General features: G+C 74.0%; 24 protein-coding genes, 2 pseudogenes and 1 riboswitch. Of the genes and pseudogenes, 15 read left to right on the forward strand and 11 right to left on the reverse strand.

The genetic code is table 11. From position 1 onward, the window contains the following. Window positions 1-3 precede the first annotated feature (3 nt). Window positions 4-1,170 (forward strand): hypothetical protein, encoded by a 1,167-nt coding sequence (locus tag ACIPXM_RS28700; RefSeq protein WP_401661205.1) that lies wholly within the window; start codon window positions 4-6, stop codon window positions 1,168-1,170. On the opposite strand, the gene ACIPXM_RS28705 is transcribed toward ACIPXM_RS28700, so the two are convergent. From ACIPXM_RS28705 to ACIPXM_RS28735, 7 genes and pseudogenes are all read right to left on the reverse strand, one after another. Next, complete coding sequence (locus ACIPXM_RS28705; protein WP_401661208.1) at window positions 1,150-1,920, reverse strand: urease accessory protein UreD; 771 nt, start codon at window positions 1,918-1,920, stop codon at window positions 1,150-1,152. The two genes, ACIPXM_RS28700 and ACIPXM_RS28705, sit on opposite strands and share 21 nt — an antisense overlap. An 11-nt stretch (window positions 1,921-1,931) precedes the next feature. Beyond that, a complete protein-coding gene (ureG, locus tag ACIPXM_RS28710) occupies window positions 1,932-2,609 on the reverse strand; it encodes an urease accessory protein UreG (protein WP_401661211.1) in 678 nt (225 codons plus the stop codon). Window positions 2,610-2,695: 86 nt separating this feature from the next. After that, window positions 2,696-3,370 (reverse strand): urease accessory protein UreF, encoded by a 675-nt coding sequence (locus tag ACIPXM_RS28715; protein ID WP_401661214.1) that lies wholly within the window; start codon window positions 3,368-3,370, stop codon window positions 2,696-2,698. A gap of 17 nt (window positions 3,371-3,387) precedes the next feature. Then, window positions 3,388-5,109, reverse strand: a complete 1,722-nt coding sequence (locus ACIPXM_RS28720; RefSeq protein ID WP_401661217.1) for an urease subunit alpha — start codon at window positions 5,107-5,109, stop codon at window positions 3,388-3,390. Window positions 5,110-5,194: 85 nt separating this feature from the next. Next, window positions 5,195-5,500, reverse strand: a pseudogene (locus ACIPXM_RS28725) (urease subunit beta); the annotation flags it as partial. A gap of 16 nt (window positions 5,501-5,516) precedes the next feature. Further along, window positions 5,517-5,819 (reverse strand): urease subunit gamma, encoded by a 303-nt coding sequence (locus ACIPXM_RS28730; protein ID WP_401661219.1) that lies wholly within the window; start codon window positions 5,817-5,819, stop codon window positions 5,517-5,519. Window positions 5,820-5,955: 136 nt separating this feature from the next. After that, window positions 5,956-6,600: a TetR/AcrR family transcriptional regulator gene (locus ACIPXM_RS28735; RefSeq protein WP_401661221.1), complete on the reverse strand. Its 645-nt coding sequence runs from the start codon at window positions 6,598-6,600 to the stop codon at window positions 5,956-5,958. A 108-nt stretch (window positions 6,601-6,708) separates the two neighbouring features. Between ACIPXM_RS28735 and ACIPXM_RS28740 the strand changes: the two genes are divergently transcribed. From ACIPXM_RS28740 to ACIPXM_RS28755, 4 genes and pseudogenes are all read left to right on the forward strand, one after another. Then, window positions 6,709-7,758 carry an ABC transporter permease gene (locus ACIPXM_RS28740; protein WP_401661224.1) on the forward strand — a complete coding sequence of 350 codons (1,050 nt, stop codon included), beginning with the start codon at window positions 6,709-6,711 and terminating at the stop codon, window positions 7,756-7,758. A 103-nt stretch (window positions 7,759-7,861) separates the two neighbouring features. Next, window positions 7,862-7,990, forward strand: a pseudogene (locus tag ACIPXM_RS28745) (ATP-dependent Clp protease proteolytic subunit); the annotation flags it as partial. A gap of 55 nt (window positions 7,991-8,045) precedes the next feature. After that, a complete protein-coding gene (locus ACIPXM_RS28750; RefSeq protein WP_401661445.1) occupies window positions 8,046-8,330 on the forward strand; it encodes a hypothetical protein in 285 nt (94 codons plus the stop codon). A gap of 315 nt (window positions 8,331-8,645) precedes the next feature. After that, window positions 8,646-8,843, forward strand: a riboswitch (cyclic di-AMP (ydaO/yuaA leader). Window positions 8,844-8,846: 3 nt separating this feature from the next. Continuing rightward, window positions 8,847-9,323: a C40 family peptidase gene (locus ACIPXM_RS28755; protein WP_401661227.1), complete on the forward strand. Its 477-nt coding sequence runs from the start codon at window positions 8,847-8,849 to the stop codon at window positions 9,321-9,323. Between the two features lie 140 nt (window positions 9,324-9,463). On the opposite strand, the gene ACIPXM_RS28760 is transcribed toward ACIPXM_RS28755, so the two are convergent. From ACIPXM_RS28760 to ACIPXM_RS28770, 3 genes are all read right to left on the reverse strand, one after another. After that, window positions 9,464-9,895 (reverse strand): ATP-binding protein, encoded by a 432-nt coding sequence (locus ACIPXM_RS28760; RefSeq protein WP_401661229.1) that lies wholly within the window; start codon window positions 9,893-9,895, stop codon window positions 9,464-9,466. A gap of 210 nt (window positions 9,896-10,105) precedes the next feature. Beyond that, entirely contained in the window at window positions 10,106-10,717 is a 612-nt protein-coding gene (locus ACIPXM_RS28765) for a hypothetical protein (protein ID WP_401661232.1), read from the reverse strand. Window positions 10,718-10,780: 63 nt separating this feature from the next. After that, complete coding sequence (locus tag ACIPXM_RS28770) at window positions 10,781-12,004, reverse strand: 8-amino-7-oxononanoate synthase (RefSeq protein ID WP_401661234.1); 1,224 nt, start codon at window positions 12,002-12,004, stop codon at window positions 10,781-10,783. 143 nt (window positions 12,005-12,147) lie between these two features. Here ACIPXM_RS28770 and bioB point away from each other — a divergent pair, with 143 nt between their 5' ends. The 7 genes from bioB to ACIPXM_RS28805 all read left to right on the forward strand — a co-directional run bounded on the left by bioB (window position 12,148) and on the right by ACIPXM_RS28805 (window position 19,178). After that, window positions 12,148-13,416, forward strand: coding sequence for a biotin synthase BioB (bioB, locus tag ACIPXM_RS28775; RefSeq protein WP_401661237.1), 1,269 nt, complete (start codon window positions 12,148-12,150; stop codon window positions 13,414-13,416). Next, window positions 13,409-14,689: an adenosylmethionine--8-amino-7-oxononanoate transaminase gene (locus tag ACIPXM_RS28780; RefSeq protein ID WP_401661239.1), complete on the forward strand. Its 1,281-nt coding sequence runs from the start codon at window positions 13,409-13,411 to the stop codon at window positions 14,687-14,689. The genes bioB and ACIPXM_RS28780 overlap by 8 nt, the downstream gene beginning before the upstream one ends. 118 nt (window positions 14,690-14,807) lie before the next feature. Continuing rightward, window positions 14,808-15,578 (forward strand): dethiobiotin synthase, encoded by a 771-nt coding sequence (bioD, locus tag ACIPXM_RS28785; RefSeq protein WP_401661241.1) that lies wholly within the window; start codon window positions 14,808-14,810, stop codon window positions 15,576-15,578. 14 nt (window positions 15,579-15,592) lie between these two features. After that, a complete protein-coding gene (locus tag ACIPXM_RS28790; protein ID WP_401661244.1) occupies window positions 15,593-15,937 on the forward strand; it encodes a VOC family protein in 345 nt (114 codons plus the stop codon). Window positions 15,938-16,073: 136 nt separating this feature from the next. Next, a complete protein-coding gene (locus tag ACIPXM_RS28795; protein WP_401661247.1) occupies window positions 16,074-16,520 on the forward strand; it encodes a GNAT family N-acetyltransferase in 447 nt (148 codons plus the stop codon). A 277-nt stretch (window positions 16,521-16,797) separates the two neighbouring features. Continuing rightward, on the forward strand, window positions 16,798-18,165 hold the full coding sequence (locus tag ACIPXM_RS28800) for a hemolysin family protein (RefSeq protein WP_401661250.1): 1,368 nt from the start codon (window positions 16,798-16,800) through the stop codon (window positions 18,163-18,165). Continuing rightward, window positions 18,162-19,178 (forward strand): hemolysin family protein, encoded by a 1,017-nt coding sequence (locus tag ACIPXM_RS28805; RefSeq protein ID WP_401661252.1) that lies wholly within the window; start codon window positions 18,162-18,164, stop codon window positions 19,176-19,178. The genes ACIPXM_RS28800 and ACIPXM_RS28805 overlap by 4 nt, the downstream gene beginning before the upstream one ends. 190 nt (window positions 19,179-19,368) lie before the next feature. Here ACIPXM_RS28805 and ACIPXM_RS28810 read toward each other — a convergent pair whose 3' ends face one another. After that, a complete protein-coding gene (locus ACIPXM_RS28810) occupies window positions 19,369-20,397 on the reverse strand; it encodes a maleylpyruvate isomerase N-terminal domain-containing protein (protein ID WP_401661255.1) in 1,029 nt (342 codons plus the stop codon). A gap of 64 nt (window positions 20,398-20,461) precedes the next feature. On the opposite strand from ACIPXM_RS28810, the gene ACIPXM_RS28815 reads away from it, so the two are divergent. The 3 genes from ACIPXM_RS28815 (at window position 20,462) to mug (ending at window position 23,479) form a co-directional block, all read left to right on the forward strand. After that, window positions 20,462-21,253 (forward strand): SGNH/GDSL hydrolase family protein, encoded by a 792-nt coding sequence (locus ACIPXM_RS28815; RefSeq protein WP_401661258.1) that lies wholly within the window; start codon window positions 20,462-20,464, stop codon window positions 21,251-21,253. Between the two features lie 178 nt (window positions 21,254-21,431). Further along, the gene (gene purB / locus ACIPXM_RS28820; protein ID WP_401661261.1) at window positions 21,432-22,874 is read left to right on the forward strand and encodes an adenylosuccinate lyase; all 1,443 of its coding nucleotides are present in this window, start codon (window positions 21,432-21,434) and stop codon (window positions 22,872-22,874) included. 80 nt (window positions 22,875-22,954) lie between these two features. Then, window positions 22,955-23,479, forward strand: a complete 525-nt coding sequence (gene mug, locus ACIPXM_RS28825; RefSeq protein ID WP_401661264.1) for a G/U mismatch-specific DNA glycosylase — start codon at window positions 22,955-22,957, stop codon at window positions 23,477-23,479. Window positions 23,480-23,514 lie beyond the last annotated feature (35 nt).

A 23,514-nucleotide genomic window follows, 5' to 3' on the forward strand; every position in this document is an offset into this window, starting at 1 on the left:
CCGATGTCCCCCACCGCCCCCACCGTCCCCGCCGCTCGCACCGCCCCTTCGTCCCTCGGCCGTCCCCTGCACACCGGCACCGACACCTCCGGCGAACTCCCGGTCGACTACCGGTTCCAGGCGGCCCGCAACGGCAACCGGCACCTCCTCGTGGTCTTCGCCAACTTCGACGCGCCCGAGGACTACGGCTGGTCCAACGGCGTGCTCGACGGGGTGCGCGCCAACGTGCTGTGGATCCGGGACCGGTTCGACGGCCACAATTCCTACTACCTGTGCAGGGAAGGGGAGTTCTCGGTCGAGCGGTCGGTGGCCGGGCTCATCGACGGCTTCCTGGCCGCGCTCGCGCTCACCCGTCAGGACTGCACGCTGCTCGGCAGCTCCAAGGGGGCGAGCGCGGCCCTGTGGTTCGGCCTGACGTACGGCTTCCGCAACGTCCTGGCGATAGCGCCGCAGTTCGCCATCGGCAGCTACGTGCGGCGGGTCCATCCGGTGACCGCCCGCTTCATGCTGGGCGAGGACACCGACGGGGCGGCCGCCCGGGAACTCGACGCGTGCCTGCCGGACCTGGTGCGCGAGGGCCGGAACCCCGGCGCCAACCTGTATGTGTTCTCCTCGCCCGCCGACGCCCAGTACCCCGAGCAGATCGAGCCCTTCCTGCTGCTCTTCCACGGCCACGAGAACTTCAACTTCGTGTTCACCGACTCCCCGTACGTGCCCGACCACACCCGGGTGGCGGGCCGGAACGTGCCCGTCGTCCTGGGCCTGGTGAACCTCCTCGCCGACGGGATGGCGCCGCGCCTCGGCTTCGTCCGCAACGGTCACGAGGATCCCGGGGCCGACCGGACGGCGCTGCACGCCCACCTCGCGGCCACCGCGCGCCCCGGCAGCTGGGTGGCTCCGCCGGTGGTCACGTCCTCGGCGGTCCTGCCGGGACCCGAAGGCCCGACGGCACGGCTCGCGGGCACCGCCCCGGGCGCGGTCGCGGTGCAGTTCTGGGAGCGGGGCACCCGGCTCGGCACCGCCCCCGTCGCACCGGACGGCCACTGGACCTGGGCGCCGGCCCGGGCCTGGCCCGCGGACCGCCAGGTGATCAGGGCCTTCGCCCTGACCACGGACGGCGCCGAGTCGGAGCGCACCTCGGTGACCGTGTCACCGGATGCCGTGGCCTGAGCCCACCCGCTCCGGCGCCAGTTCGGCCAGTGCCTCGTCGAGGGCGCGGCGCAGCACCAGGGCGTCCGGGGCGACGGCGGTGACCAGGGCGGCGGGTCCGGCGAGCGGCGCGACGACGGCGTGCTCGCCGAGCAGCCTGGTTTCCACCGGGCGGTCGGCGAACTCCGGGTCGACGACGAGGAGCTGGCCGGTCGCCCGGTGCCCGGCGAGGACGGCGGGCCCGTCCCAGCCACCGGGCGCGCCGGGGCCGTAGCCGAGCTCCTGGTCGAGCAGCGGGCGACCGGCCCGGCGCACGGTGAGGCGGCTGAGCAGGGTGCCGGGCTCTTCCGCGTGCCGCCCGAGGACCTGTTCCTCGCGGAGCACGAGCCGGGCGGTGGGCGCGAGGTCGACGACGGTGCGCATCCGCAGCTCCGAACCGGCCGCCGACACCAGCTGCTCGGGCAGCCAGCGCAGCTCGGCGTCCTCGCCGACGGTGAGGACGAGGTCGTACGTGGCGGGCGCGCCGCCCCGGCCGGGCAGCGCGACGGTGGCCGCGGCCGAGTCGACGAGCAGCCGCGCCCCGTCTCGTACCTCGGTGTGCAGGGCGAGCCGGTCGCCGCCGAGCGGGGCGCTCATCGCGCCGACGACGGTGACCCGGGTGTACGGGCCGGTGGCCCGGGTGCGGCGCGGCGCGAGCGGGCCCTCACCGGTCAGGACCGGCAGTCCGCCGTCCGCCGCCGCGACGATCCGCGCGGTGGCGGCCAGGCTCATGCGGTCCATGGTCAGGCGGTCCAGGCGGCGAGGCGTTCGCGGACCCAGCCGGCCACCGGGCCGACGCCGTCGGGGCCGCGCAGCGACTGGAGGGCGACGGGGAGTTCGCCGCGCTGCTCCTTGGCGTCGCTCGCCATCCGGGCCAGGTCGGAGCCGACGTACGGGGCGAGGTCGGTCTTGTTGATGACGAGCAGGTCGGCGGTGGTGACGCCGGGGCCGCCCTTGCGCGGGATGTCGTCGCCGCCGGCCACGTCGATGACGAAGATCTGGGCGTCGACGAGGCCCTTGGAGAAGGTGGCGGTGAGGTTGTCGCCGCCGGACTCGACGAGGACGAGGTCGAGCGGTCCGACGCTGTCCTCCAGGTCCTCGACGGCTTCGAGGTTGGCGGAGATGTCGTCGCGGATGGCGGTGTGCGGGCAGGCGCCGGTCTCGACGGCGGTGATCCGCTCGGGCGGCAGGACGGCCTCGCGGAGCAGGAACTCGGCGTCCTCGCGGGTGTAGATGTCGTTGGTGACGACGGCGAGCGAGAGGGTGTCGCGCAGTTCCCGGCAGAGGGCGGCGACGGTGGCGGTCTTGCCGGAGCCGACCGGGCCGCCGAGGCCGATGCGCAGGGCCCGGCGGGTGCCGTCGGGGCGGTGGGCGTCGGCGGAGACGGCGGAGTGGTGGTCGTGGCCGTGGTCGAGGTGCATGGGTGACGGCTCCTTGCGGGACGGGAGGACGGGACGGCGGGGGCGGGGGTACGGGCCGGGGCGCGGGGCACCGGCCACCGGTGGGGTCAGGAGGCGAACAGGCGGACCGGCCAGGCCGCGTGCTGTTCGGCGGTGAGGTCGAGCAGCGGGGCGGAGGCCGCGGGCAGGGTGTCGAGGCCGTCGGTGAGCGCGGTCCGCGCCCGCTCGGCGGCGCGCGTGGCGGTCTCGTCCAGGTCCGGGGCGAGCCGGGCGAGCACGGCGGTGGCCTGGAACGGGTCGAGCCCGAGCAGTCGGACGACGGCCGTGGCGGGGCCGCCGACGGTCTCGTACGCGACGCAGTGGGCGGCGTCCTCGGGGCCGAGTCCGGCGGCGCGCGCGGTGGTGCCGAGCACGACCGGCTGGTGGGCGCCGCGCGGGAACGCGGCGGCCAGCCGGTCGAGTTCGGGGCTCGGCCAGGCGGCCCTGGCGGCCCGCATCAGCTGCCGGCCGAGCCGGCGGCTCGTGGTGCGCAGCGCGGGCGAGGGGGTGCGGGCGTCGGCGGCGGCGTCGAGCCCGTCCGGGTCGGCGCCGAGTGCCGCGGCGGCGGCGAGCGCCGCCGAGGTGAGGCCGGTGGTGTGCAGCCGGCCGCGGCAGAAGGCGAGCAGGCCCGCCGCGTCGGTGATCCGGCCGGCCTTGACGGCGGCTTCGGCGCCGCCCGAGTGGGCGTGCCCGCCGGCGGGGAAGCGTCCGTCGGCGAGCACCAGGAGTGCGGAGCGTGACATGGTGGTCTGCTCGGCGCTCAGAAGAGGAAGTAACGCTGGGCCATGGGGAGTTCGACGGCGGGGGCCGGTTCGACCGGTTCGCCGTCGATGGTCACCGAGAAGGTGTCGGCGTCGACCTCGACCCGGGGGGTCGCGTCGTTCTCCCGCATGTCGGCCTTGGTGATCCGCCGGGTGGAGCCGATGGCGGTGAACTCCTTGGCCACGCCGAGCTTCTGCGGCAGGTCGTCCTCCAGGGCGGCCTGGGCCACGAAGTTGACCGATCCGGCGGCGGCGGCCCGGCCGAGCGCGCCGAACATGGGCCGGGGCAGCACCGGCTGGGGCGTCGGGATGGAGGCGTTGGCGTCGCCGAGCTGGGCGTAGGCGATCTGGCCGCCCTTGACCACGACGAGCGGCTTCACGCCGAAGAAGGCCGGCTCCCAGAGCACCAGGTCGGCGAGCTTGCCGGGCTCGACCGAGCCGATCAGGTGGCCCATGCCCTGGGCGACCGCCGGGTTGATCGTGTACTTGGCGACATAGCGGCGGGCCCGGTGGTTGTCGGCGGCGCCGTCGCCGGGCAGCGGGCCGCGGCGCTTCTTCATCACGTGCGCGGTCTGCCAGGTCCGCATGATCACCTCGCCGATGCGGCCCATGGCCTGCGAGTCGGAGGAGATGATCGAGATGGCGCCGAGGTCGTGCAGCACGTCCTCGGCGGCGATGGTGGACGGCCGGATGCGGGACTCGGCGAAGGCGAGGTCCTCGGGGACGGCCGGGTTGAGGTGGTGGCAGACCATCAGCATGTCGAGGTGTTCCTCGATGGTGTTGACGGTGTGCGGCCGGGTCGGGTTGGTCGAGCTGGGCAGCACGTGCGGCTCGGAGACCACGGTGATGATGTCCGGCGCGTGCCCGCCGCCCGCACCCTCGGTGTGGTACGCGTGGATGGTGCGGCCCGCGATGGCGGCGAGGGTGTCGCCGACGAACCCGGCCTCGTTGAGGGTGTCGGTGTGGATGGCCAGCTGGGCGCCGGTCTCCTCGCAGACGTCGAGGCAGGCGTCGATGACGGCGGGGGTGGCGCCCCAGTCCTCGTGGATCTTGAATCCGAGGGCGCCGCCGCGCAGTTGGGAGTGCATGGCGTCGCGGGACATCGTGTTGCCCTTGCCGAGCAGGCCGATGTTGACCGGGAAGGTGTCGAGCGCCTCGAACATCCGGGCCATGTGCCAGGGCCCGGGGGTGATGGTGGTGGCCTTGGTGCCCTCGGCGGGTCCGGTGCCGCCACCGACGAGGGTGGTGACGCCGGTGGCGAGGGCCTGGTCGACGACGGTCGGCGAGATGAAGTGGACATGGGTGTCGACCGCGCCCGCGGTGACGATCCGCCCGTTGCCGACGATCACCTCGGTCTCGGGGCCGATGACCAGGTCGGGGTGGACGCCGTCCATGGTGTCGGGGTTCCCGGCCTTGCCGAGGGCGGTGATGCGGCCGTCGCGGATGCCGATGTCGGCCTTGACGACGCCCCAGTGGTCGATGACGACGGCGCCGGTGATGACGGTGTCCGGGGCGCCTTCGGCGCGGGTGGTGCGGGACTGGCCCATCGACTCGCGGATGACCTTGCCGCCGCCGAACACGGCTTCCTCGCCCGCGCGTCCGGGGCCGCCGGAGCGGTCCTCCTCGATCTCCACGAGCAGATCGGTGTCGGCGAGCCGGATGCGGTCGCCGGTGGTGGGGCCGAACAGGTCGGCGTACACGGCGCGGTGCAGCTCAGGCACGGTCGCCTCCGTTCGTCTCGGGGGCGGTGGGGTCGGCGGCGGGCGCGCCGACGGACTGGGCGGCCGGGGCGGCCTGGGCGGCACCGTCAAGCGGTCCTGCGGTCTCGCCGCGCAGCCCCGGCACGATCCGGCGGCCCGCGATCGGCACCAGTTCGACCTCGACCGGGACGCCCGGCTCGAAGCGCACGGCGGTGCCCGCGGCGATGTGCAGGCGCAGGCCGCGGGCGGCGGCGCGGTCGAAGTCGAGGCCCGGGTTGGCCTCGGCGAAGTGGTAGTGGGAGCCGACCTGGACGGGCCGGTCGGCCGCGTTGAGGACGGTGAGCCGGGTGACGGGGCGCCCCTCGTTGAGGGCCACCGGGCCGTCCCCGTAAAGGATTTCGCCGGGGATCATCGTTGACGGCCCGCCTTCACACGATCGGGTCATGGACGGTGACCAGCTTGGTCCCGTCCGGGAAGGTGGCCTCGACCTGGACGTCGTGGATCATCTCGGAGATGCCGTCCATGACCTCGTCGCGGGTCAGCACCTTGCGGCCGGTGGCCATGAGTTCGGCGACGGTACGGCCGTCCCGGGCGCCCTCCAGGACGTGCGCGGTGATGAGGGCGACGGCCTCGGGGTGATTGAGGCGTACGCCACGGGCCCGGCGCTTCTCGGCCACGTCGGCCGCGACATGGATGAGCAGGCGTTCCTGCTCGTGTGGGCTGAGTTGCACGCTTCCACCTCACAAACGTCCACCGGGGGCTCCCCCGGACAGCAGCGGACCTTACCCAGCTTCAACACTCTGTTGACCTGGGTCGATGGGCCGCCCGTCAGACATTGCACGTTAGGGCGGAAGTTTTTCCGACGCGTTAACTCGCGCTTTGCGGGTCCATGGTGACTGAGCCGTACACCGACATGGACATCAGGCCACGCAGCCCGTCCTCCAGCATGGTGACGTCGATGTCGCCGAACAGCGCCTGCTGGGCGATGTATCCCTGGGCGACGGCGATCAGGGTGCGGGCCAGGTGTTCGGCGGGGACGTCGGCGGCGAGCAGGCCGCTCTCCCGGTAGCCGTCGACGATCTTCGTCCAGAGCACCCGCATCCCGTCGAAGCCGTCCTGGAGGCTGGCGGCGAGCCGTTCGTCGCGCGCCGTCTCGCTCCACACCTGGAGGATCAGCCGGGCGAACGCGCGCCGGTCGGCGCCCGGGATGCGCTCCTCCAGGAACAGTCGCAGCACCGCGCCGAGCAGCACCTCGGGGGTGGGCGGCGGGGACTGCCGGGACGCCTCCTCGAACGCGCCGTGGATCCCGGCGAACGCCTCGTCGGCGATGGCCGCGATCAGCTCCTCCTTGCCCGCGAAGTAGCGGTAGACGGCACCGGCCGAGAGGCCCACCTCGGCGAGGACGTCCTGCATGGAGGTGGCGTGGAAGCCGTTGCGGGCGAAGCAGCGCGCGGCACCGTCGAGGATCTGGCGGCGGCGGGCGTCGAGATGTTCCTGGGAGACACGAGCCATGCCTCCAACGTAAAACGAACATTCATTCTTGACAACGTCGACACTCCTGCGGAGAGTGAGGAACACGTAAAACGAACGATCCTTCTCTTTGATTGAGGGAGCTCCACCATGCCCGCAACCGCCGCACCTGCCGCGGCCGCCGCCTCCGTCGCCCGCCGGAAGACCGTCGCGGTGATCCTGCTCGTCCCGGTGGTCGTCGCGTTCGCCCTGTGGGCCTTCGCCTGGCCCGCCGCCCGGATGGCGCCCCGCGACCTGCCGCTCGGGGTGGCCGGGCCCGCCACCGCGACCTCGGCCCTCGAACAGCGGCTCGCCGCGCACGAGGGCGCCTTCGAGGTGCACCGCTACCCGGACGCGGCCGCCGCCCGGGCCGCGATCGAGGACCGGACCGTGTACGGCGCCGTGGTGGTCACCCCGCAGGGGCCCGAGCTGCTCACCGCGACCGCCGCGGGCCCGGTGGTCGCGGGGCTCCTGAAGGAGGCGGTCGCCGCCCAGCTGCCGCCGGGCGCCGTGCCCAAGGTGACCGACGTCGTCCCGGCGCCCGCCGCCGATCCGCGCGGCGCGGTGCTCGGGGCCGGGCTGCTGCCGCTGGTCATGGCCGGGGCCGCGGCCGGGATCGTGGCGACGCTGCTCGGCCTGCGCGGCGCCCGTGCCGCGCTCGCGCTGCTCGGGGCGGCACTCCTTGCGGGCGTGGTCGGCGCGAGCCTGGCCGACAGCTGGCTCGGCGCGCTCGAAGGCGCCTGGTGGGCGGAGGCCGGGGTGCTCGCGCTCACCGTGCTCGCCGTCGGCTCGGCGATCGCGGGCATCGCGGCGCTCGTCGGCAAGCCGGGCATCGGCCTCGGCGCGGTCCTGATGGTGCTGCTCGGCAACCCCTTCTCCGGCATCACCAGCGCGCCCGAGCTGCTGCCCGCGCCGGTCGGCACCCTCGGCCAGTGGCTGCCGCCGGGCGCGGCGGGCACCGCCCTGCGCTCGGTGTCGTCCTTCGACGGGGCGGGCGCCGGGACGCCGCTGCTGATCCTGGCGCTGTGGGCGGCGGCCGGTCTCGCGGCCGTGCTGATCGGCGGTCGGCGCGCGGCGGGCCGGTCGGCCGGATCCCCGGGCACGCCGGACACCGGCACCCCGGCGCCGTCCGGAGCCCCGGCGGCGGCCCCGGTCGGCTGACCCCTGCACCCTCGACCCGTACGAGAAGCTGCTCGCCGAGCGGATCGTGCTGCTCGCGGCCGGCACCCCGGGGCGGCGCCTCGCCCTGCCGGGCGCCCGGATCGTGCTCCAGGAGCCGTCGCTCGACGAGCCGTTGCGGGGCCGGCACAGCGATCTCGGCATCCAGGCCGGGGAATTGCCGCGCCAGCGGGAGCTGGCCATCGGGCTGCTCGCCGGGCACACCGGCCGGGACCGCGCTCTGATCGACGCCGAGCTGAGCCGTACGACGGTGCTCGACGCGCCCGCCGCTGCCCGCGTTGACCCGCGCCGAGGGCGAGTTCGTCGACGCCCACCTCGAAGTCGTCGACCTGCTCGGGCGGATCAATCCATCCAGGAGCTCGCATACCTATGGGGCGCTCCGGGCGGCCCAGGCCCTGGTCGGGCGCGCATCGGCCCTGCGGGACGCGCTCACCCTCATGCGTCTGCGGGGCGAGAGCGAGGTCCACGCGGAGGCATTGGCGCGTGCGCTCAGGGTGTTGGACGGAGCCCGCCGATCGGACCGGGTCACCCTCCGCGAAGTCAGGGCCAGTTGACAGTCACGCGTGTCGTGTCGAGGTCCACACGGAGCACCGGAGCGGCAGATTCCCTCCCCCGTTCGGTGTAGTCGATCTGTCGACAGAGGATCCCCGAGAGTTGCGCAACAGGTAGACGCATTTGGCGGAATATTGCGTTCCGCCGCTGGTGGGAGGCTCGTCGGCCAAACCTCCGAAGATCGCGAAACCTGACTGTCCACTCGAATGGATCAGTCGTGAGGAGCCTCACATATCGCCGTTTCAGCTCGGATTTCGCCCTGCCCGTGGGTCAAGATCCTCGTCGACGACAAGCCCCCGCCACCCACGGCGGGGCGGTCCGGGCGGACGCCGAGTCCTGCCGCCGTCCCGGACGACTGGTCGACAGGAGTGGATCGGCAGGAGTGGAGGACCCGAGCAGTACGGGACGTCCGAGCAGTGCGGACGTTCCTCGGGGTGAAGCCGTGCGAGCGGCCGGGCAACTTCGCCAGCCCGAACCCGACAGGTCATCCTTCGCAGGCGGCTGACGAAGGGTTGCGCATGACTGCGCAGAAACATGTCCCGTCCCTGCTGTCCCGGGCCGGAGCCGTCTCGGCTCTCACCCTCGCCGCCGTCGGCGGCACGCTGCTCGCCCCAGGAGCGGCGCCGGAGGCCCAGGCCGCCACGTCCTACGCGAACAAGGCGCTGAACATCGCGGCCTCGAAGAAGGGATCGCCCTACAAGTACGGCGCGGCCGGACCCACCAGGTTCGACTGCTCGGGGCTCACGCTCTACTCGTACAAGAAGGCGGGCAAGACGCTGCCCCGCACCGCGCAGCAGCAGTACAACAAGACCCGGCACATCTCGTCGGGCAGCAGGCAGAAGGGGGACCTGGTCTTCTTCCACTCCGGCGGGAGGGTCTACCACGTCGGTATCTACGCGGGTGACAACAAGATCTGGCACTCCCCCAAGACGGGTTCCTGGGTGAAGCTGGAGCGGATCTGGTCGTCGAAGGTCTACTACGGCCGGGTCCGCTGACCCGCTCCGTCCACCGGGACGCCCGGTGGCCCGCTGCTCCCGTCCCAGGAGCACCCGGCCGCCGGGCCCCCGGGCCCCCGGGCCTCCGGGCCCCAAGCCTCCGGGCCCTACACGTCCGGGCGCCTTGTCCGGTGCTGCGGTCAGCTCGGCACCACGGCCCGCCACGGCAGCGCGATCCACACCGTCTTGCCGCCCTCCGGGGTCGGCGTCACGGACAGCCTGCCGCCCGCCTCCGCCGCGAGCGAGCGGATGATCACCATCCCGCGCCCGTTGTCCTGCTGGACGGCGGCCGGCAGCCGCTGCGGCCAGCGCGGGTGACTGTCGGTCACCCCGATCCGCAGCCGCTCGTCCTCCTCCAGACGCAGGTCGACCGTGAAGGTGGGCGACTGCCCGAAGGTGTGCTGTACGGCGTTGGTCGCCAGTTCCGACACGATCAGCCGGATCGTGTCCGCCAGACCGGTCGCGTCACCGAGGCCCCAGGAGGACAGCACCTCCGCGACGTACCGCCGCGCGACGGAGACCGACGCGGGGTCGCTCGGCAGCGTGACGGTTGCTTCCTGGAGGTCTGCCATGGCGACGCCGTCCCTTTCCCACCGGGCGACGCCCGGACTGCACTGCGCGTCAGACTGCCACCGATGCCGGGCCCGCGGGAGGCGATCCACCAGATATACGGATATCTGTCGCCCGAAGCGGTGAAGCGTCCGACGGGCGACCGGATCGTTCCTGCCCGCACCGGTCGGGGACTCCCGGGCGTCGGCCCGCCGTCCGGCGCAGCGCCCCGCTCATGAGACGAAGCCGATCACCCCGAAGCCCGGCCGCGCCGCCGCGTGCCGCAGCCAGCCCGTCACGTCCCGCACGGCCGCCACCACCTCGGGGTCGAGCGGCGGCGCGTGCCCGGCCTCCTTCGTCCGCTCGAACTGCTCCAGTGCCGCCAGGCACTGCTCGTGGGTCCACTCGCCGCAGCGCGGCAGGTCGTCCCGCGGTATCGGCTGCGGAAGCCCGCCTCCGTAGCCGAACTCGGCCACCGACACCGCCGTGATCCGCAGCGCCGTCAGACCCTCGTCGACGACCTCCAGCCAGTCACCGCGGAACGGCGAGAACGCCGAGTTGTCGAGGAAGGAACCGGTGAGCGAGCACAGCCGCTTGTACGCGTAGCCGTACGGGAAGGAGTGGTGCCGCGCCGCCTCGAAGGGCCCGCCCCGCACCACCGCGGTCAGCGCCTCGAACGCGGTGGGCGCGCCGTCCTCGATCTCCGCGGAGAACCAGTCGTCGTCCGACGCCAGGTCCGCCGCGAAGTTCTCCCGGACCACGTCGAGCAGCGACTGGTCGCCGGAACCCACCAGGGCCCGGGCCGCCTTGGGATCGATCAGATACACGCTCAGCGAAGAACTCATGCGATCAAGCTAGCGAGCCCCACTGACAACCGGCCCGGCCCGAGGGGCCGGACGCCGCCCGGCTCAGCGGGCGCCCTCCGGCGCCGTCCGCACGATCGTCGCGACCGCCCGCTCGATCTCCGCACCGGTGAGGTCGGCGCGGGCGGTGAGCCGCAGCCGGGAGATGCCGTCGGGCACCGACGGCGGCCGGAAGCAGCCCACGCCGAGGCCGAGTTCCCGGCAGTCGGCGGCCCAGCGCAGCGCCTCGGCCGGGCCGGGGGCGCGCACCGAGACGACGGCCGCGTCGGGCCGTACGGCGGTGAGCCCGGCCTCGGTGAGCCGCCGGTGCAGGGTGCTCGCGACCGTACGGGCCCGTCCGGCCAGGCCGGGTTCGGCGGCGATCAGGCGCAGCGCGGCGAGCGCGCCGCCCGCCGCGGCCGGGGCGAGACCGGTGTCGAAGATGAAGGTGCGGGCGGCGTTGACCAGGTGCTCGATCACCCGGGCCGGGCCGAGCACCGCGCCGCCCTGGCTGCCCAGGGACTTGGACAGGGTCAGTGTCGCCACCACGTCGGGCGCGCCCGCGAGGCCCGCCGCGTGCACCGCGCCGCGCCCGCCGTCGCCGAGCACCCCGAAGCCGTGGGCGTCGTCCACGACCAGGGCCGCGCCGTGCGCCCGGCAGGCCGCCGCGAGGGCGCCGAGCGGCGCCTGGTCGCCGTCCACCGAGAACACCGAGTCGCTGACCACCAGGGCCCGGCGGCCGGGATGGGCGGCGAGGGTCTTGGCGACGGCGGCCGGGTCGGCGTGCGGGACGATGGCGGTCTCGGCCCTGGCGAGGCGGCAGCCGTCCACGATCGAGGCGTGGTTGCCCGCGTCGGAGACGACGATCCCGTCCCGGTCGGACAGCGCGGTCAGCGCCGCCAGGTTGGCCGCGTACCCGGAGGAGAAGACCAGGGCGGCCTCGAAGCCGCAGAACTCGGCGAGTTCGCGTTCCAGGCGCGCGTGCAGCCGGGTGGAGCCGGTCACCAGGCGCGAGCCGGTGGCGCCGGCGCCCCAGCGCAGCGCCGCGGCGGCGGCCGCCTCGGTGATCTCGGGGCGCCGGGTGAGGCCGAGGTAGTCGTTGCCCGCGAGGTCGAGCAGGTCGGACTCGGCGGCTCGCGGCCGCAGCGTGCGGACCAGTCCGGCCGCGGCGCGCCGCCGGGCGGCCGTCTCGGTCCAGGCGAACGCGGCCAGCCGCGGATCCGTGTCCTGACCGGCGTTCCCGCCGGTGTCCGGGCCGGTCTCCGGCAGGTCCTCGGCGTACGACGGCATATGCGGATCCTTTTGTAGGCAGCGCACAGACCCTAACGGCAAGCCGCCACGACAAGGGTGTGGCCATGCACACACCTCATTCGCAGCCGTTTGTTCGGTTCCTCCTTGGCCAGGGGGTGCGCGGTAGGCCAGGATCAGCGCTTATGGACCTGCTGAAGACGCTGGTGGAGAAGGGGCTGCGGCGCGAGTCGCCGACCCGTGAAGAAGCGCTCGCCGTGCTGGCGACCTCCGACGACGACCTGCTCGATGTGGTGAGCGCTGCCGGCAAGGTGCGCCGCCAGTGGTTCGGGCGGCGGGTGAAGCTCAACTATCTCGTCAACCTGAAGTCCGGGCTCTGCCCCGAGGACTGCTCCTACTGTTCGCAGCGGCTCGGTTCGACCGCCGGGATCCTCAAGTACTCCTGGCTGAAGCCGGACGAGGCGTCGGCCGCCGCCGCGGCGGGCGTCGCGGGCGGCGCCAAGCGGGTCTGCCTGGTGGCGAGCGGGCGCGGCCCGACCGACCGGGACGTGGAGCGGGTCGGCAGGACCATCGAGGCCATCAAGGAGCAGAACGAGGGCGTGGAGGTCTGCGCCTGCCTCGGTCTGCTCTCGGACGGCCAGGCGGAGCGGCTGAAGGACGCCGGCGCCGACGCGTACAACCACAACCTCAACACGTCCGAGGGGACGTACGGGGACATCACGACCACCCACACCTACGCGGACCGGGTGGACACGGTGCGGAAGGCGCACGGGGCGGGCCTTTCCGCGTGCTCCGGGCTGATCGCGGGCATGGGCGAGCGCGACGAGGACCTGGTCGACGTGGTGTTCGCGCTGCGCGAGCTGGACTCGGACTCGGTGCCGGTCAACTTCCTCATCCCGTTCGAGGGCACGCCGCTCGCCAAGGAGTGGAACCTCACCCCGCAGCGCTGTCTGCGGATCCTGGCGATGGTGCGGTTCGTCTGCCCCGACGTCGAGGTGCGGATCGCGGGCGGCCGTGAGGTGCATCTGCGCACCATGCAGCCGCTGGCCCTGAACATCGCCAACTCCATCTTCCTGGGCGACTACCTGACCAGCGAGGGCCAGGCCGGGCAGGCCGACCTCGACATGATCGCGGACGCGGGCTTCGAGGTGGAGGGCGCGGGCACCACCACGCTCCCGGCGCACCGGGCCGACCTGGCGGCGGCCGCGGGCGCGGCCGGTGCCCCGGCGGCGGGCGGCTGCGGCTCGCACGCGGCGGCGGAGTCCGGCGGCGGTTGCGGCTCGCACGCCGGTGCGGGCGGCGGCTGCGGCCCGTGCGGCGGCGGCGCTGCCGCGGTGACCGGCTCCGAGCCGGTGCCGGAGCAGGCCGCCGCGCCGGGCGCCGACGGAGCGCGCACGGATCTGGTCGCGGTGCGCCGTCGGGGCGCCGGTACGGACCTCGCGCCGAATGCGTAACTCCGAACTCCTCGCCCTGGACCGGGCGCACGTCTGGCATCCGTACGGCCCGATGCCCGGCCGCACCGACCCGCTGGTCGTCGCGTCCGCGTCCGGGGTGCGGCTCCGGCTCGCCGAACCCGTCGAGGGCCAGGACGAGTTGATCGACGGCATGTCCTCCTGGTGGTCGGCCGTGCACGGCTACAACCACCCGGTGCTCAACGAGGCCGCGCGCGGCCAGCTCGACCGGATGAGCCACGTCATGTTCGGCGGACTCACCCACGAACCGGCGGTGCGGCTCGCCGCGCGCCTGGTGGAGATCACCCCGGAGCCGCTGCGGCACGTCTTCCTCAGCGACTCCGGGTCGGTGTCGGTCGAGGTCGCCGCCAAGATGTGTCTGCAGTACTGGCGTTCGCTCGGCCGGCCGGCCAAGCGGCGGCTGCTGACCTGGCGCGGCGGCTACCACGGGGACACCTGGCAGCCGATGTCCGTGTGCGATCCCGAGGGCGGGATGCACGAGTTGTGGGCGGGCGTGCTGCAGCCGCAGGTGTTCGTGGACGCGCCTCCGGTCGGGTACGAGGAGGCGTACGCGGAGCGGCTGCGCGCCGCGATCGCGGAGCACGCCGACGAGCTCGCCGCGGTGATCGTGGAGCCGGTGGTGCAGGGCGCGGGCGGCATGCGCTTCCACAGCCCGTGGTACCTGCGGGTGCTGCGGGAGGCGTGCGACGCGCACGACGTGCTGCTCGTCTTCGACGAGATCGCGACCGGCTTCGGCCGCACCGGCGAACTGTTCGCGGCGGACCACGCCGGGGTCTCGCCCGATGTGATGTGCGTGGGCAAGGCGTTGACCGGCGGCTATCTGTCGATGGCGGCCACCCTGTGCACCGGCCGGGTCGCCGACGGCATCTCGCGCGGTGACGTGCCGGTGCTCGCGCACGGCCCCACCTTCATGGGCAACCCGCTGGCCTCGGCGGTCGCGCTCGCCTCGATCGACCTGCTGCTCGGCCAGGACTGGCGGCAAGAGGTCAAGCGGATCGAGGCGGGCCTCAGGTCCGGCCTGGCCGCCGCCGAGGGGCTGCCGGGCGTCGCGGACGTCCGGGTGTTCGGCGCGATCGGCGTGGTCCAGCTCGACCACCCGGTCGACATGGCGGCGGCGACCCGGGCGGCGGTCGCGGAGGGCGTCTGGCTGCGCCCGTTCCGGGACCTGATCTACACGATGCCGCCGTTCGTCACGGGCGACGAGGACGTGGCCCGGATCTGCCGGGCGGTGCTCGCGGCGGCCCGGGCGGGGTAGCCGGGCCCTGACGGGGGCCCCGCTAGGGCCCCCGTCACAACCCCGCCCCGTCCCTGGGCCTCGCGCACCGCCCACTCCCCTCACCTCAACCCCCCTTCCAGGAAAGGCGCTTCCTCCCATGACCGTGCTCGTCGTCACCGGCACCGGCACCGAGATCGGCAAGACCGTGGTCACCGCCGCGCTCGCCGCCACCGCGACCGCCGCGGGACTGCGGGTCGCCGTGCTCAAGCCCGCGCAGACCGGTCTGCGGCCGGACGAGACCGGTGACGCCGACGAGGCGGTACGGCTCTCCGGCGCCGTGACCGGCACCGAGCTGGCCCGGTTCCCCGAGCCGCTCGCGCCCGGTACGGCCGCCCGGCGGGCCGGGATGGCGCCGGTCCGGCCGGACGAGGTCGCCGACGCGGCGCGGAAGCTGGCCGAGGAGCACGACCTGGTGCTCGTGGAGGGCGCGGGCGGGCTGCTCGTACGGTTCGACGAGGCGGGCGGCACGCTCGCGGACGTCGCCGCGCTGCTCGGCGCACCGGTCGTGGTGGTGGTGCCCGCCGGGCTCGGCACGCTCAACTCGACCGCGCTCACCGCCGAGGCGCTGCGGGCGCGCGGGATCGAGCAGTCCGGCGTGGTGGTGGGCAGCTGGCCGGACGCGCCCGACCTGGCCGCCCGCTGCAACCTGGCCGACCTCCCGACGGCGGCGGACGCCCCGCTGCTCGGCGCGGTCCCGGCGGGCGCGGGCGCGCTGGCGCCGGAGGCGTTCCGGGCGGCGGCGCCCGGCTGGCTGGCCCCGGCGCTCGGCGGCGGCTGGGACGCGGCGGGCTTCGCCGAGCGCTTCGCGCCCCCGGCGAGGGCGGCGGAGTCCGGTGCGACGGGGGCCGGTGCGGCGGGGGCCCGCTGATCTACGCTGCCCCCATGCGCGCACGTGTTCAGGAGATCGTGTTCGACTGCGCCGACCCGGCCGCCCTGGTGCGGTTCTGGACGGCGCTGCTCGGCGGGGAGCCGGTGGACCGCGGCCCGGACTGGTCGTACGTCGATCCGCCGGAGTTCGTACGGGTCGCCTTCCAGCGCGTGCCGGAGGGCAAGGCGGTGAAGAACCGGCTGCACCTGGACCTGGCGGTGGCCGACCCGTCGGCGGCGGCGGACGAGGCGCTGCCGCTCGGCGCGGTGCGGTCCGGCGGGATCGTGACGGACGAGCAGGGCTCGTTCCAGGTGATGCTGGATCCGGAGGGCAACGAGTTCTGCTTCGTCACCGGGTGACGGGGCCCGTGCTCGTGCCGCGTCCGCCACGCCCCCGTACCGCGCCGTGTCGCCGTACCGCGCCGTGTCGCCGTACCGCGTCCGTCAGCCGAAACACGGTCGACGGTCCCGGGCCGCCGATGATGGGATCGCCGTCATGGACGATCTTCGGATACGGGCCGCCGCGGCGGCCGACATCGAGGCGGTGCTCGCCTTCTGGCGCGACGCCGCCGAGGGCACCAGCATCAGCGACGACCCGGCGGGCGTGGCCCGGCTCCTGGACCGCGACCCCGGGGCGCTGCTCCTCGCGGAACGGGCGGACGCGCTGGTCGGCACGGTCATCGCGGGCTTCGACGGCTGGCGCTGCCACCTCTACCGGCTCGCCGTCCATCCGGGCCACCGTCGGCTCGGCATCGGCGGCGCCCTGCTCGACGCGGCGGAGGAACGATTCGTCGGTCTCGGCGGGCGGCGCGCCGACGCGATGGTCCTGGACGCCAACGAGCGCGGCCGGTCGGCGTGGCGGGCCGCCGCGTACCACCAGGAGGACCAATGGTCGCGCTGGGTGAAGCCGCTGGGGCCGCGGGAGACCCGGACCGGCGCCTGAGGACCGGCGGCGGGGCCGGGCCCCTCCGCACCAAACCCCGTCCGGGGCCTCGACCACCCCGCTTTGCCCGTCCTTTACCATGGACACGCAGTGACCGACGTACCCGATCATCTCCGCGTACGACCGGCATCCGACCGATCCACGACCGACATACGACCGAAAGGTGTGAGCGTCCGCCCATGGGCGAGCCTCCCAGTAGCCGTTCCCGAAGCCGACATCGCGCGGTCCTTCCTCCCCTGACTGATCATGGGAATCACCCGGGGACGGAGGTGAATCGATGACCGAGGTACTGCTCCTGGTGGTGGCGCTGCTGCTCTCGCTCGCCTGCGGCGCGTTCGTGGCGGCCGAGTTCTCGCTGACCACCGTCCAGCGCGGCGAGCTCGAAGAGGCCGTCGAGCGCGGCGAGCGCGGCGCGGCCGGGGCGATGAAGGCGGTCAAGTCGCTCACCTTCCAGCTCTCCGGCGCCCAGCTCGGCATCACCGTCACCAACCTGGTCGTGGGCATGCTCTCCGAGCCGTCCATCGCCAAGCTGATCCGCGGCCCGGTCGAGGCCCTCGGCCTCTCCCCCTCGGTGGCCTCGTCGGTGGCCCTGGTGCTCGGCACCGCCCTGTCGACCGTCGTCCTGATGGTCGTCGGCGAGCTGGTCCCGAAGAACTGGGCGATCTCGTCCCCGCTGGCCGTCGCCAAGGTGGTCGCGACCCCGCAGCGGATCTTCACCGCCGCGTTCAAGCCGCTGATCAGCCACCTCAACAACACGGCCAACCGGATCCTGCGCCGCCTTGGCATGGAGCCCACGGAGGAGCTGGCCTCGGCCCGCTCCCCGCAGGAGCTGGTGGCGCTCGCCCGGCACTCGGCGAAGGAGGGCGCCCTGGAGGCGGACACCGCCGAGCTGTTCGTGCGCACCCTCAACCTCGCGGAGCTGACCGCGGAGAACGTGATGACCCCGCGGGTCCAGGTCACCGCCCTGGAGGCGCACGCCACCGCCGAGGACGTGCTGAACGCGACCCGGGCGACCGGTCTGAGCCGGTTCCCGGTGTACCGCGGCAACCTGGACTCGGTGGTCGGCATCGCGCACGTCAAGGACGTGCTGGCGATACCGGCCGACGAGCGCCCGCGCCGCTCGGTCGGCGACATCCTGCGCGAGCCGCTGCTGGTGCCGGAGAGCCTGACCGTGGACCGGCTGCTCGACCGGCTGTCCGGGAAGCAGACGATGGCCGTGGTCATCGACGAGTACGGCGGCACGGCCGGGGTCGCGACCCTGGAGGACATCGTCGAGGAGGTCGTCGGCGAGGTGCGCGACGAGCACGACCCGCACGAGACCTCGGACCTGGCCCCGGCGGGCCAGGACACCGACGGCCGCGCGCTGTGGTCGGCGGACGGCGCGGCCCGTACGGACCAGCTGGAGGCGATCGGCCTGCGGGTGCCGGAAGGCCCGTACGAGACGCTGGCGGGCGTGCTCGCCACCGAGCTCGGCCGGATCCCGGTCGTCGGCGACGCGGTGGAGCTGGCCGGCTGGCGGCTCGACGTGGTCGACGCCTCCGGCCGCCGGGCGGCCCGGGTGCTGCTGCACGCGCCACTGCCCGGCGACGGTGACGGTGACAGTGACGGCAAGGACGAGACCAAGGACGGGGAGGCCAACCGATGATCATGATCCAGCTGCTGATCGGCCTGGCCACCCTGGTCGTGAACGCCTTCTTCGTCGGCGCCGAGTTCGCGCTGATCTCGGTGCGCCGCAGCCAGATCGAACCGCTCGCGGAGGCCGGTGACCGCCGGGCCCGCAGCGTCGTCTGGGGTCTTGAGCACGTCTCCGCGCTGCTCGCGGCGGCCCAGCTCGGCATCACGCTGTGCACCCTGGTGCTCGGCATCGTGGCCGAGCCCGCCATCGCCCATCTGCTCGAACCGGTCTTCGACGCGGTCGGCGTGCCGCACGGCCTGGTGCACCCGATCTCGTTCGTGATCGCGCTGACCGTGGCCACCTATCTGCACATGCTGCTCGGCGAGATGGTCCCGAAGAACATCGCGCTCGCCGAGCCGACCCGTACCGCGCTGCTGCTCGGCCCGCCGCTGGTGACCCTGGCGCGCACCCTGCGCCCGGTGATCTTCACGATCAACGCGTTCGCCAACGCGATCCTGCGGCTGCTGCGGGTGGAGGCCAAGGACGAGGTCGCGGCCACGTTCTCGGACGACGAACTGGCCCGGATGGTCACCGACGCCGGTGACGCCGGACTGCTCGACGACCGGGCCGCCGAGCGGCTGCACGACGCCCTCGAACTGGGCAGGCGCCCGGTGCGCGACGTCGTGATGCCGGTCGAGAAGGTCGTCTACGCGCACGTGGGCACCACTCCGGAGGAGTTGGAGGCGCTGTCGGCGCGCTCCGGCTTCTCCCGCTTCCCGGTGGTGGACGAGGGACAGCGGATCCTCGGCTACCTGCACGTGAAGGACGCGCTCGACGTGACCCCGCGCGATCTGCCGATACCGGTGGCGGCGATGCGGCCGATCGCCCGGGTACGGGCGGCGACGCCGATGGACGACGTCCTGACGGCGATGCGGCGCAGCCGTACCCATCTGGCGGCCGTCATCGACGAGGACGGCAAGCTCGCCGGTCTGGTGACGATGGAGGACGTGCTGCGGGAGCTGGTGGGCCGACCGGCCGCCTGATCCCCGGCGCGTACGCCTCCGTACGTCTCCGTGCGCCTCCGTGCGCCACCGTGCGCCTCCGTGCGCCACCGTGCGCCACCGTGCGCCACCGTTCGAAGCAGGGCCCCGGACACCGCTCGTGTCCGGGGCCCTTCCCCTTGTTCTGCCCTGCCCTGTCTTGTGCTGTCTCGCCCTGCCCTGCCCCGCTCTGTCAGACGGCCGTGGCGGTCAGCCAGGCGTCGAGGACCGTACGGTCCCCGGTCACCGTGAAGCGCGGCGCGTCGGCCCGGTACCGGCCGTGGAGCAGGAGCAGCAGGTCGGCGACGGCTCCCTCGACGGTCACCGTCGCCGCGCCGTCGGCGGCCCGCCGCCAGGCGAAACCGCCGCCGCCGAGGGTGAGGGTCCAGCCGGCCCCGGTGTCGGTGGCGAGGAAGCGGACGACGGCGCCGTCCCGGTCGAGCTGGGCGACCGGCTCGGCGGCCCAGCCGAAGTACGGCAGGTTCTCCAGGAGCTCCTCGATGCCGTCGGCGGCCGTGCCCGGGTCGATCGGCCCGACCGGGCGGCCGAGCGCCAGCTCGGCGTCGGCGACGTGGACCACGCCCTCGAACAGCAGCCTGCGGGCGAAGAACCGCACGTGCGGGTCGGCGCCGTACGACCAGAGCGGGGCGCCCGGATCGGCGGCGCGCAGCGCGGCAAGCGCGGTGGCGGCGCTCGCGGCCAGCCAGTCGGGGCGCTCGGCGGGGTCGGCCGGCAGACCGAGCGGCACGTCACGGGCAAGCACCCGGGTGGTGGCCCGGGTGCGGACCAGGTGCTCGGTCCAGCGGTGGGTGGTGCCGTGGTGCTCGACCAGGTCGGCGAGGGTCCAGCCGGGGCGGCTGGGCACCGGCGTCGCCGGGTCGGCGGTACGGACGAGGGCGAGCAGCCGGTCGACGTGCGCGGCGACGAGGTCGAGGCGCCGGGCGTGCCGGTGGGCGTCGTGCGGGTCGGTGAGGCCGCCTCCGGCGGGGGCCTTGAGCAGGTCCGCGGGCCGGGGCCCGCCCGGGCGGCGCAGCGCGGCCTCCTGGAGCAGCCGGTCGAGGGTGCGCCGGTCGGCGGCGGGCAGCCGGTCGAGGACCCGCGCGGTCCTCGCCCGCCAGGCCGTCCCGGTGCCGGGGTCGAGGACCTCCTCGTCGGCGGTCCCGACCGCCGTCACCAGCTCGGCCAGCGCCTCGGTCAGCGCACTCAGCAGCGCCTCGCTCATGGGTTTCCCCTCCCGGGTCTCCGCTCGGCGCCGCGGCCATACCGCGCGGTACGATCGCTGGGCCATGGAGATCAATGCCACGTACACCAGTCTTGTCGCCGTGGGCGACAGCTTCACCGAGGGTATGTCGGATCTGCGGCCCGACGGTTCCTACCGGGGCTGGGCCGACGTCCTCGCGGGCCGTCTCGCCGCCCGCGCGCCCGGCTTCCGCTACGCCAATCTGGCCGTACGCGGCAAGCTCATCGGGCAGATCGTCGACGAGCAGATCGAGCCCGCGGCGGCCATGAAAGCGGACATCGCCACACTGGTCGGCGGGCTCAACGACACCCTCCGCCCGAAGTGCGACATGGGCCGGGTGCGTGCCCTGCTCGGCGAGGCGGTGGAGCGCCTCGCCCCGGCCTGCGGGCAGCTGGTCCTGATGCGCAGCCCGGGCCGCAACGGCCCGGTGCTCGACCGGTTCCGGCCGCGCATGGAGGAGCTCTTCGGGTACGTGGACGAGCTCGCCGCCCGGCACGGCGCTCTGGTGGTCGACCTGTACGGCGCCCCGGTGCTCGGGGACCAGCGGCTCTGGGACGTCGACCGGCTGCATCTGACCGGCGAAGGCCACCGGCGGGTGGCGGAGGCGGTCTGGCAGACCCTCGGCCTGCCCGCCGAGGACGACTGGCGCGCCCCGCTCGGCCCGGCCCCGCAGCCCGGCTGGTCGACCCGGCGGGTCGCCGACGCCCGTTTCGCGAAGCAGCACCTGGGCCCGTGGATCGGCCGTCGGCTGACCGGACGGTCGTCGGGCGACGGCCGCCCGGCGAAGCGCCCGGAGCTGCTGCCGTACGAACGGACCGAGGTCCCGGAGGGCCGCTGAGCCGACTCCGGCCGACCGCGTCCGACTCCGGCCGGGGGGGACGCGGCGGGCCGGGGGCCGCACGGCCCTGGCGGCCGGCGGCTAGCGGCGGGCGGCCGGGCGTGAGCTGGGTCTCGTAGCAAGCTCCAGTCCGGACCCTGGCGCTGGCCTGCAGAAACCGCCAGTAGAATCTGGACACGTGACTGCTGCGACTGCGAAGCCCCGCATCCCCAATGTCCTGGCCGGCCGCTACGCCTCGGCGGAGCTCGCCGTGCTCTGGTCCCCCGAGCAGAAGGTGAAGCTGGAGCGCCGGCTGTGGCTCGCCGTGCTGCGTGCCCAGAAGGACCTCGGGATCGAGGTGCCGGACGCGGCGCTCGCCGACTACGAGCGGGTGGTGGACCAGGTCGACCTGGCGTCCATCGCCGAGCGCGAGAAGGTCACCCGGCACGATGTGAAGGCCCGGATCGAGGAGTTCAACGCCCTCGCCGGTCATGAGCACGTGCACAAGGGCATGACCTCGCGCGACCTCACCGAGAACGTCGAGCAGCTGCAGATCCGGCTCTCCCTGGAGCTGATGCGGGACCGTACGGTCGCCGTCCTGGCCCGGCTCGGCAAGCTGTCCGCCGAGTACGCGGAGCTGGTCATGGCGGGCCGTTCGCACAACGTCGCCGCCCAGGCCACCACCCTCGGCAAGCGGTTCGCGACCGGCGCCGACGAGCTGCTGGCCGCCTACACCCGGCTTGAGGAGCTGCTCGGCCGCTACCCGCTGCGCGGCATCAAGGGCCCGGTCGGCACCGCGCAGGACATGCTGGACCTGCTCGGCGGCGACGCGGGCAAGCTGGACGAGCTGGAGCGCAGGATCGCCGGTCACCTCGGCTTCGCGCACGCCTTCACCTCGGTCGGCCAGGTCTACCCGCGCTCGCTCGACTACGACGTGCTGACCACCCTGGTGCAGCTGGCCGCCGCCCCGTCCTCGCTCGCCAAGACGATCCGCCTGATGGCCGGGCACGAGCTGGTCACCGAGGGCTTCAAGCCGGGCCAGGTCGGCTCCTCGGCGATGCCGCACAAGATGAACACCCGCTCCTGCGAGCGCGTGAACGGCCTGATGGTCATCCTGCGCGGCTACGCGTCGATGACCGGCGAGCTGGCCGGTGACCAGTGGAACGAGGGCGACGTGTCCTGCTCCGTGGTCCGCCGGGTCGCGCTGCCGGACGCCTTCTTCGCCTTCGACGGTCTCCTGGAGACCTTCCTGACGGTGCTCGACGAGTTCGGCGCGTTCCCGGCCGTCGTCGCCCGCGAGCTGGACCGCTACCTGCCGTTCCTGGCGACCACCAAGGTCCTGATGGGCGCGGTGCGGGCCGGGGTCGGCCGTGAGGTCGCGCACGAGGCCATCAAGGAGAACGCGGTGGCCGCCGCGCTCGCGATGCGCGAGCAGGGCGCCGAGCGCAACGAGCTCCTGGACAAGCTGGCCGCCGACGAGCGGATCCCGCTGGACCGGGCGCAGCTCGACGCGCTGATGGCCGACAAGCTGTCGTTCACGGGTGCCGCGTCGGCCCAGGTGGCCACGGTGGTCGCGCGGATCGACGAGATCGCCAAGCGGTACCCGGAGGCCGCCGGTTACACCCCCGGGGCGATCCTCTGACCCGGACCCCCCGGTCCGCCGGTTCCCCGCGTTTCACGCGGGAGGAACTCCAGGCCGCTCGTGACCGCCTCGTCCCCGACGTGGCGGTCGCGGGTGGCCTTTCGGTTCTCTTCTGCGGGATCAATCCGGGTCTGATGACGGCGGCGACCGGCCACCACTTCGCCCGCCCCGGCAACCGTTTCTGGCCGGTGCTCCAGCTGTCCGGCTTCACCCCACGGCTGCTGGCGCCCGCCGAGCAGGACGAGTTGCTCTCGTACGGCCTCGGCATCACCAATGTGGTGGCGCGGGCGACCGCGCGGGCCGACGAGCTGAGCGCCGAGGAGTACCGGGAGGGTGGCCGGATCCTGACCGGGAAGGTGCGCGCGCTGGGGCCGCGCTGGCTCGCGGTCGTCGGCGTCACGGCGTACCGCACGGCCTTCGGCGAGCCCAAGGCGGTGATCGGGCCGCAGGAGCGGACGATCGAGGGGCCTTCGGGGGTCACCCGGATCTGGGCGCTGCCGAATCCGAGCGGGCTGAACGCGCACTGGACGGCGGCGACGATGGCCGAGGAGTACGGGCGGCTGCGGGAGGCGGCGGGTCTGCCGGATCTGCGTACCGACCGCTGAGCGGGGCGGATCCTCCGGCGCGGGCCATCCGGGGC

Source organism: Streptomyces sp. NPDC090025, assembly GCF_044748125.1.
Classification (GTDB): Bacteria; Actinomycetota; Actinomycetes; order Streptomycetales; family Streptomycetaceae; genus Streptomyces.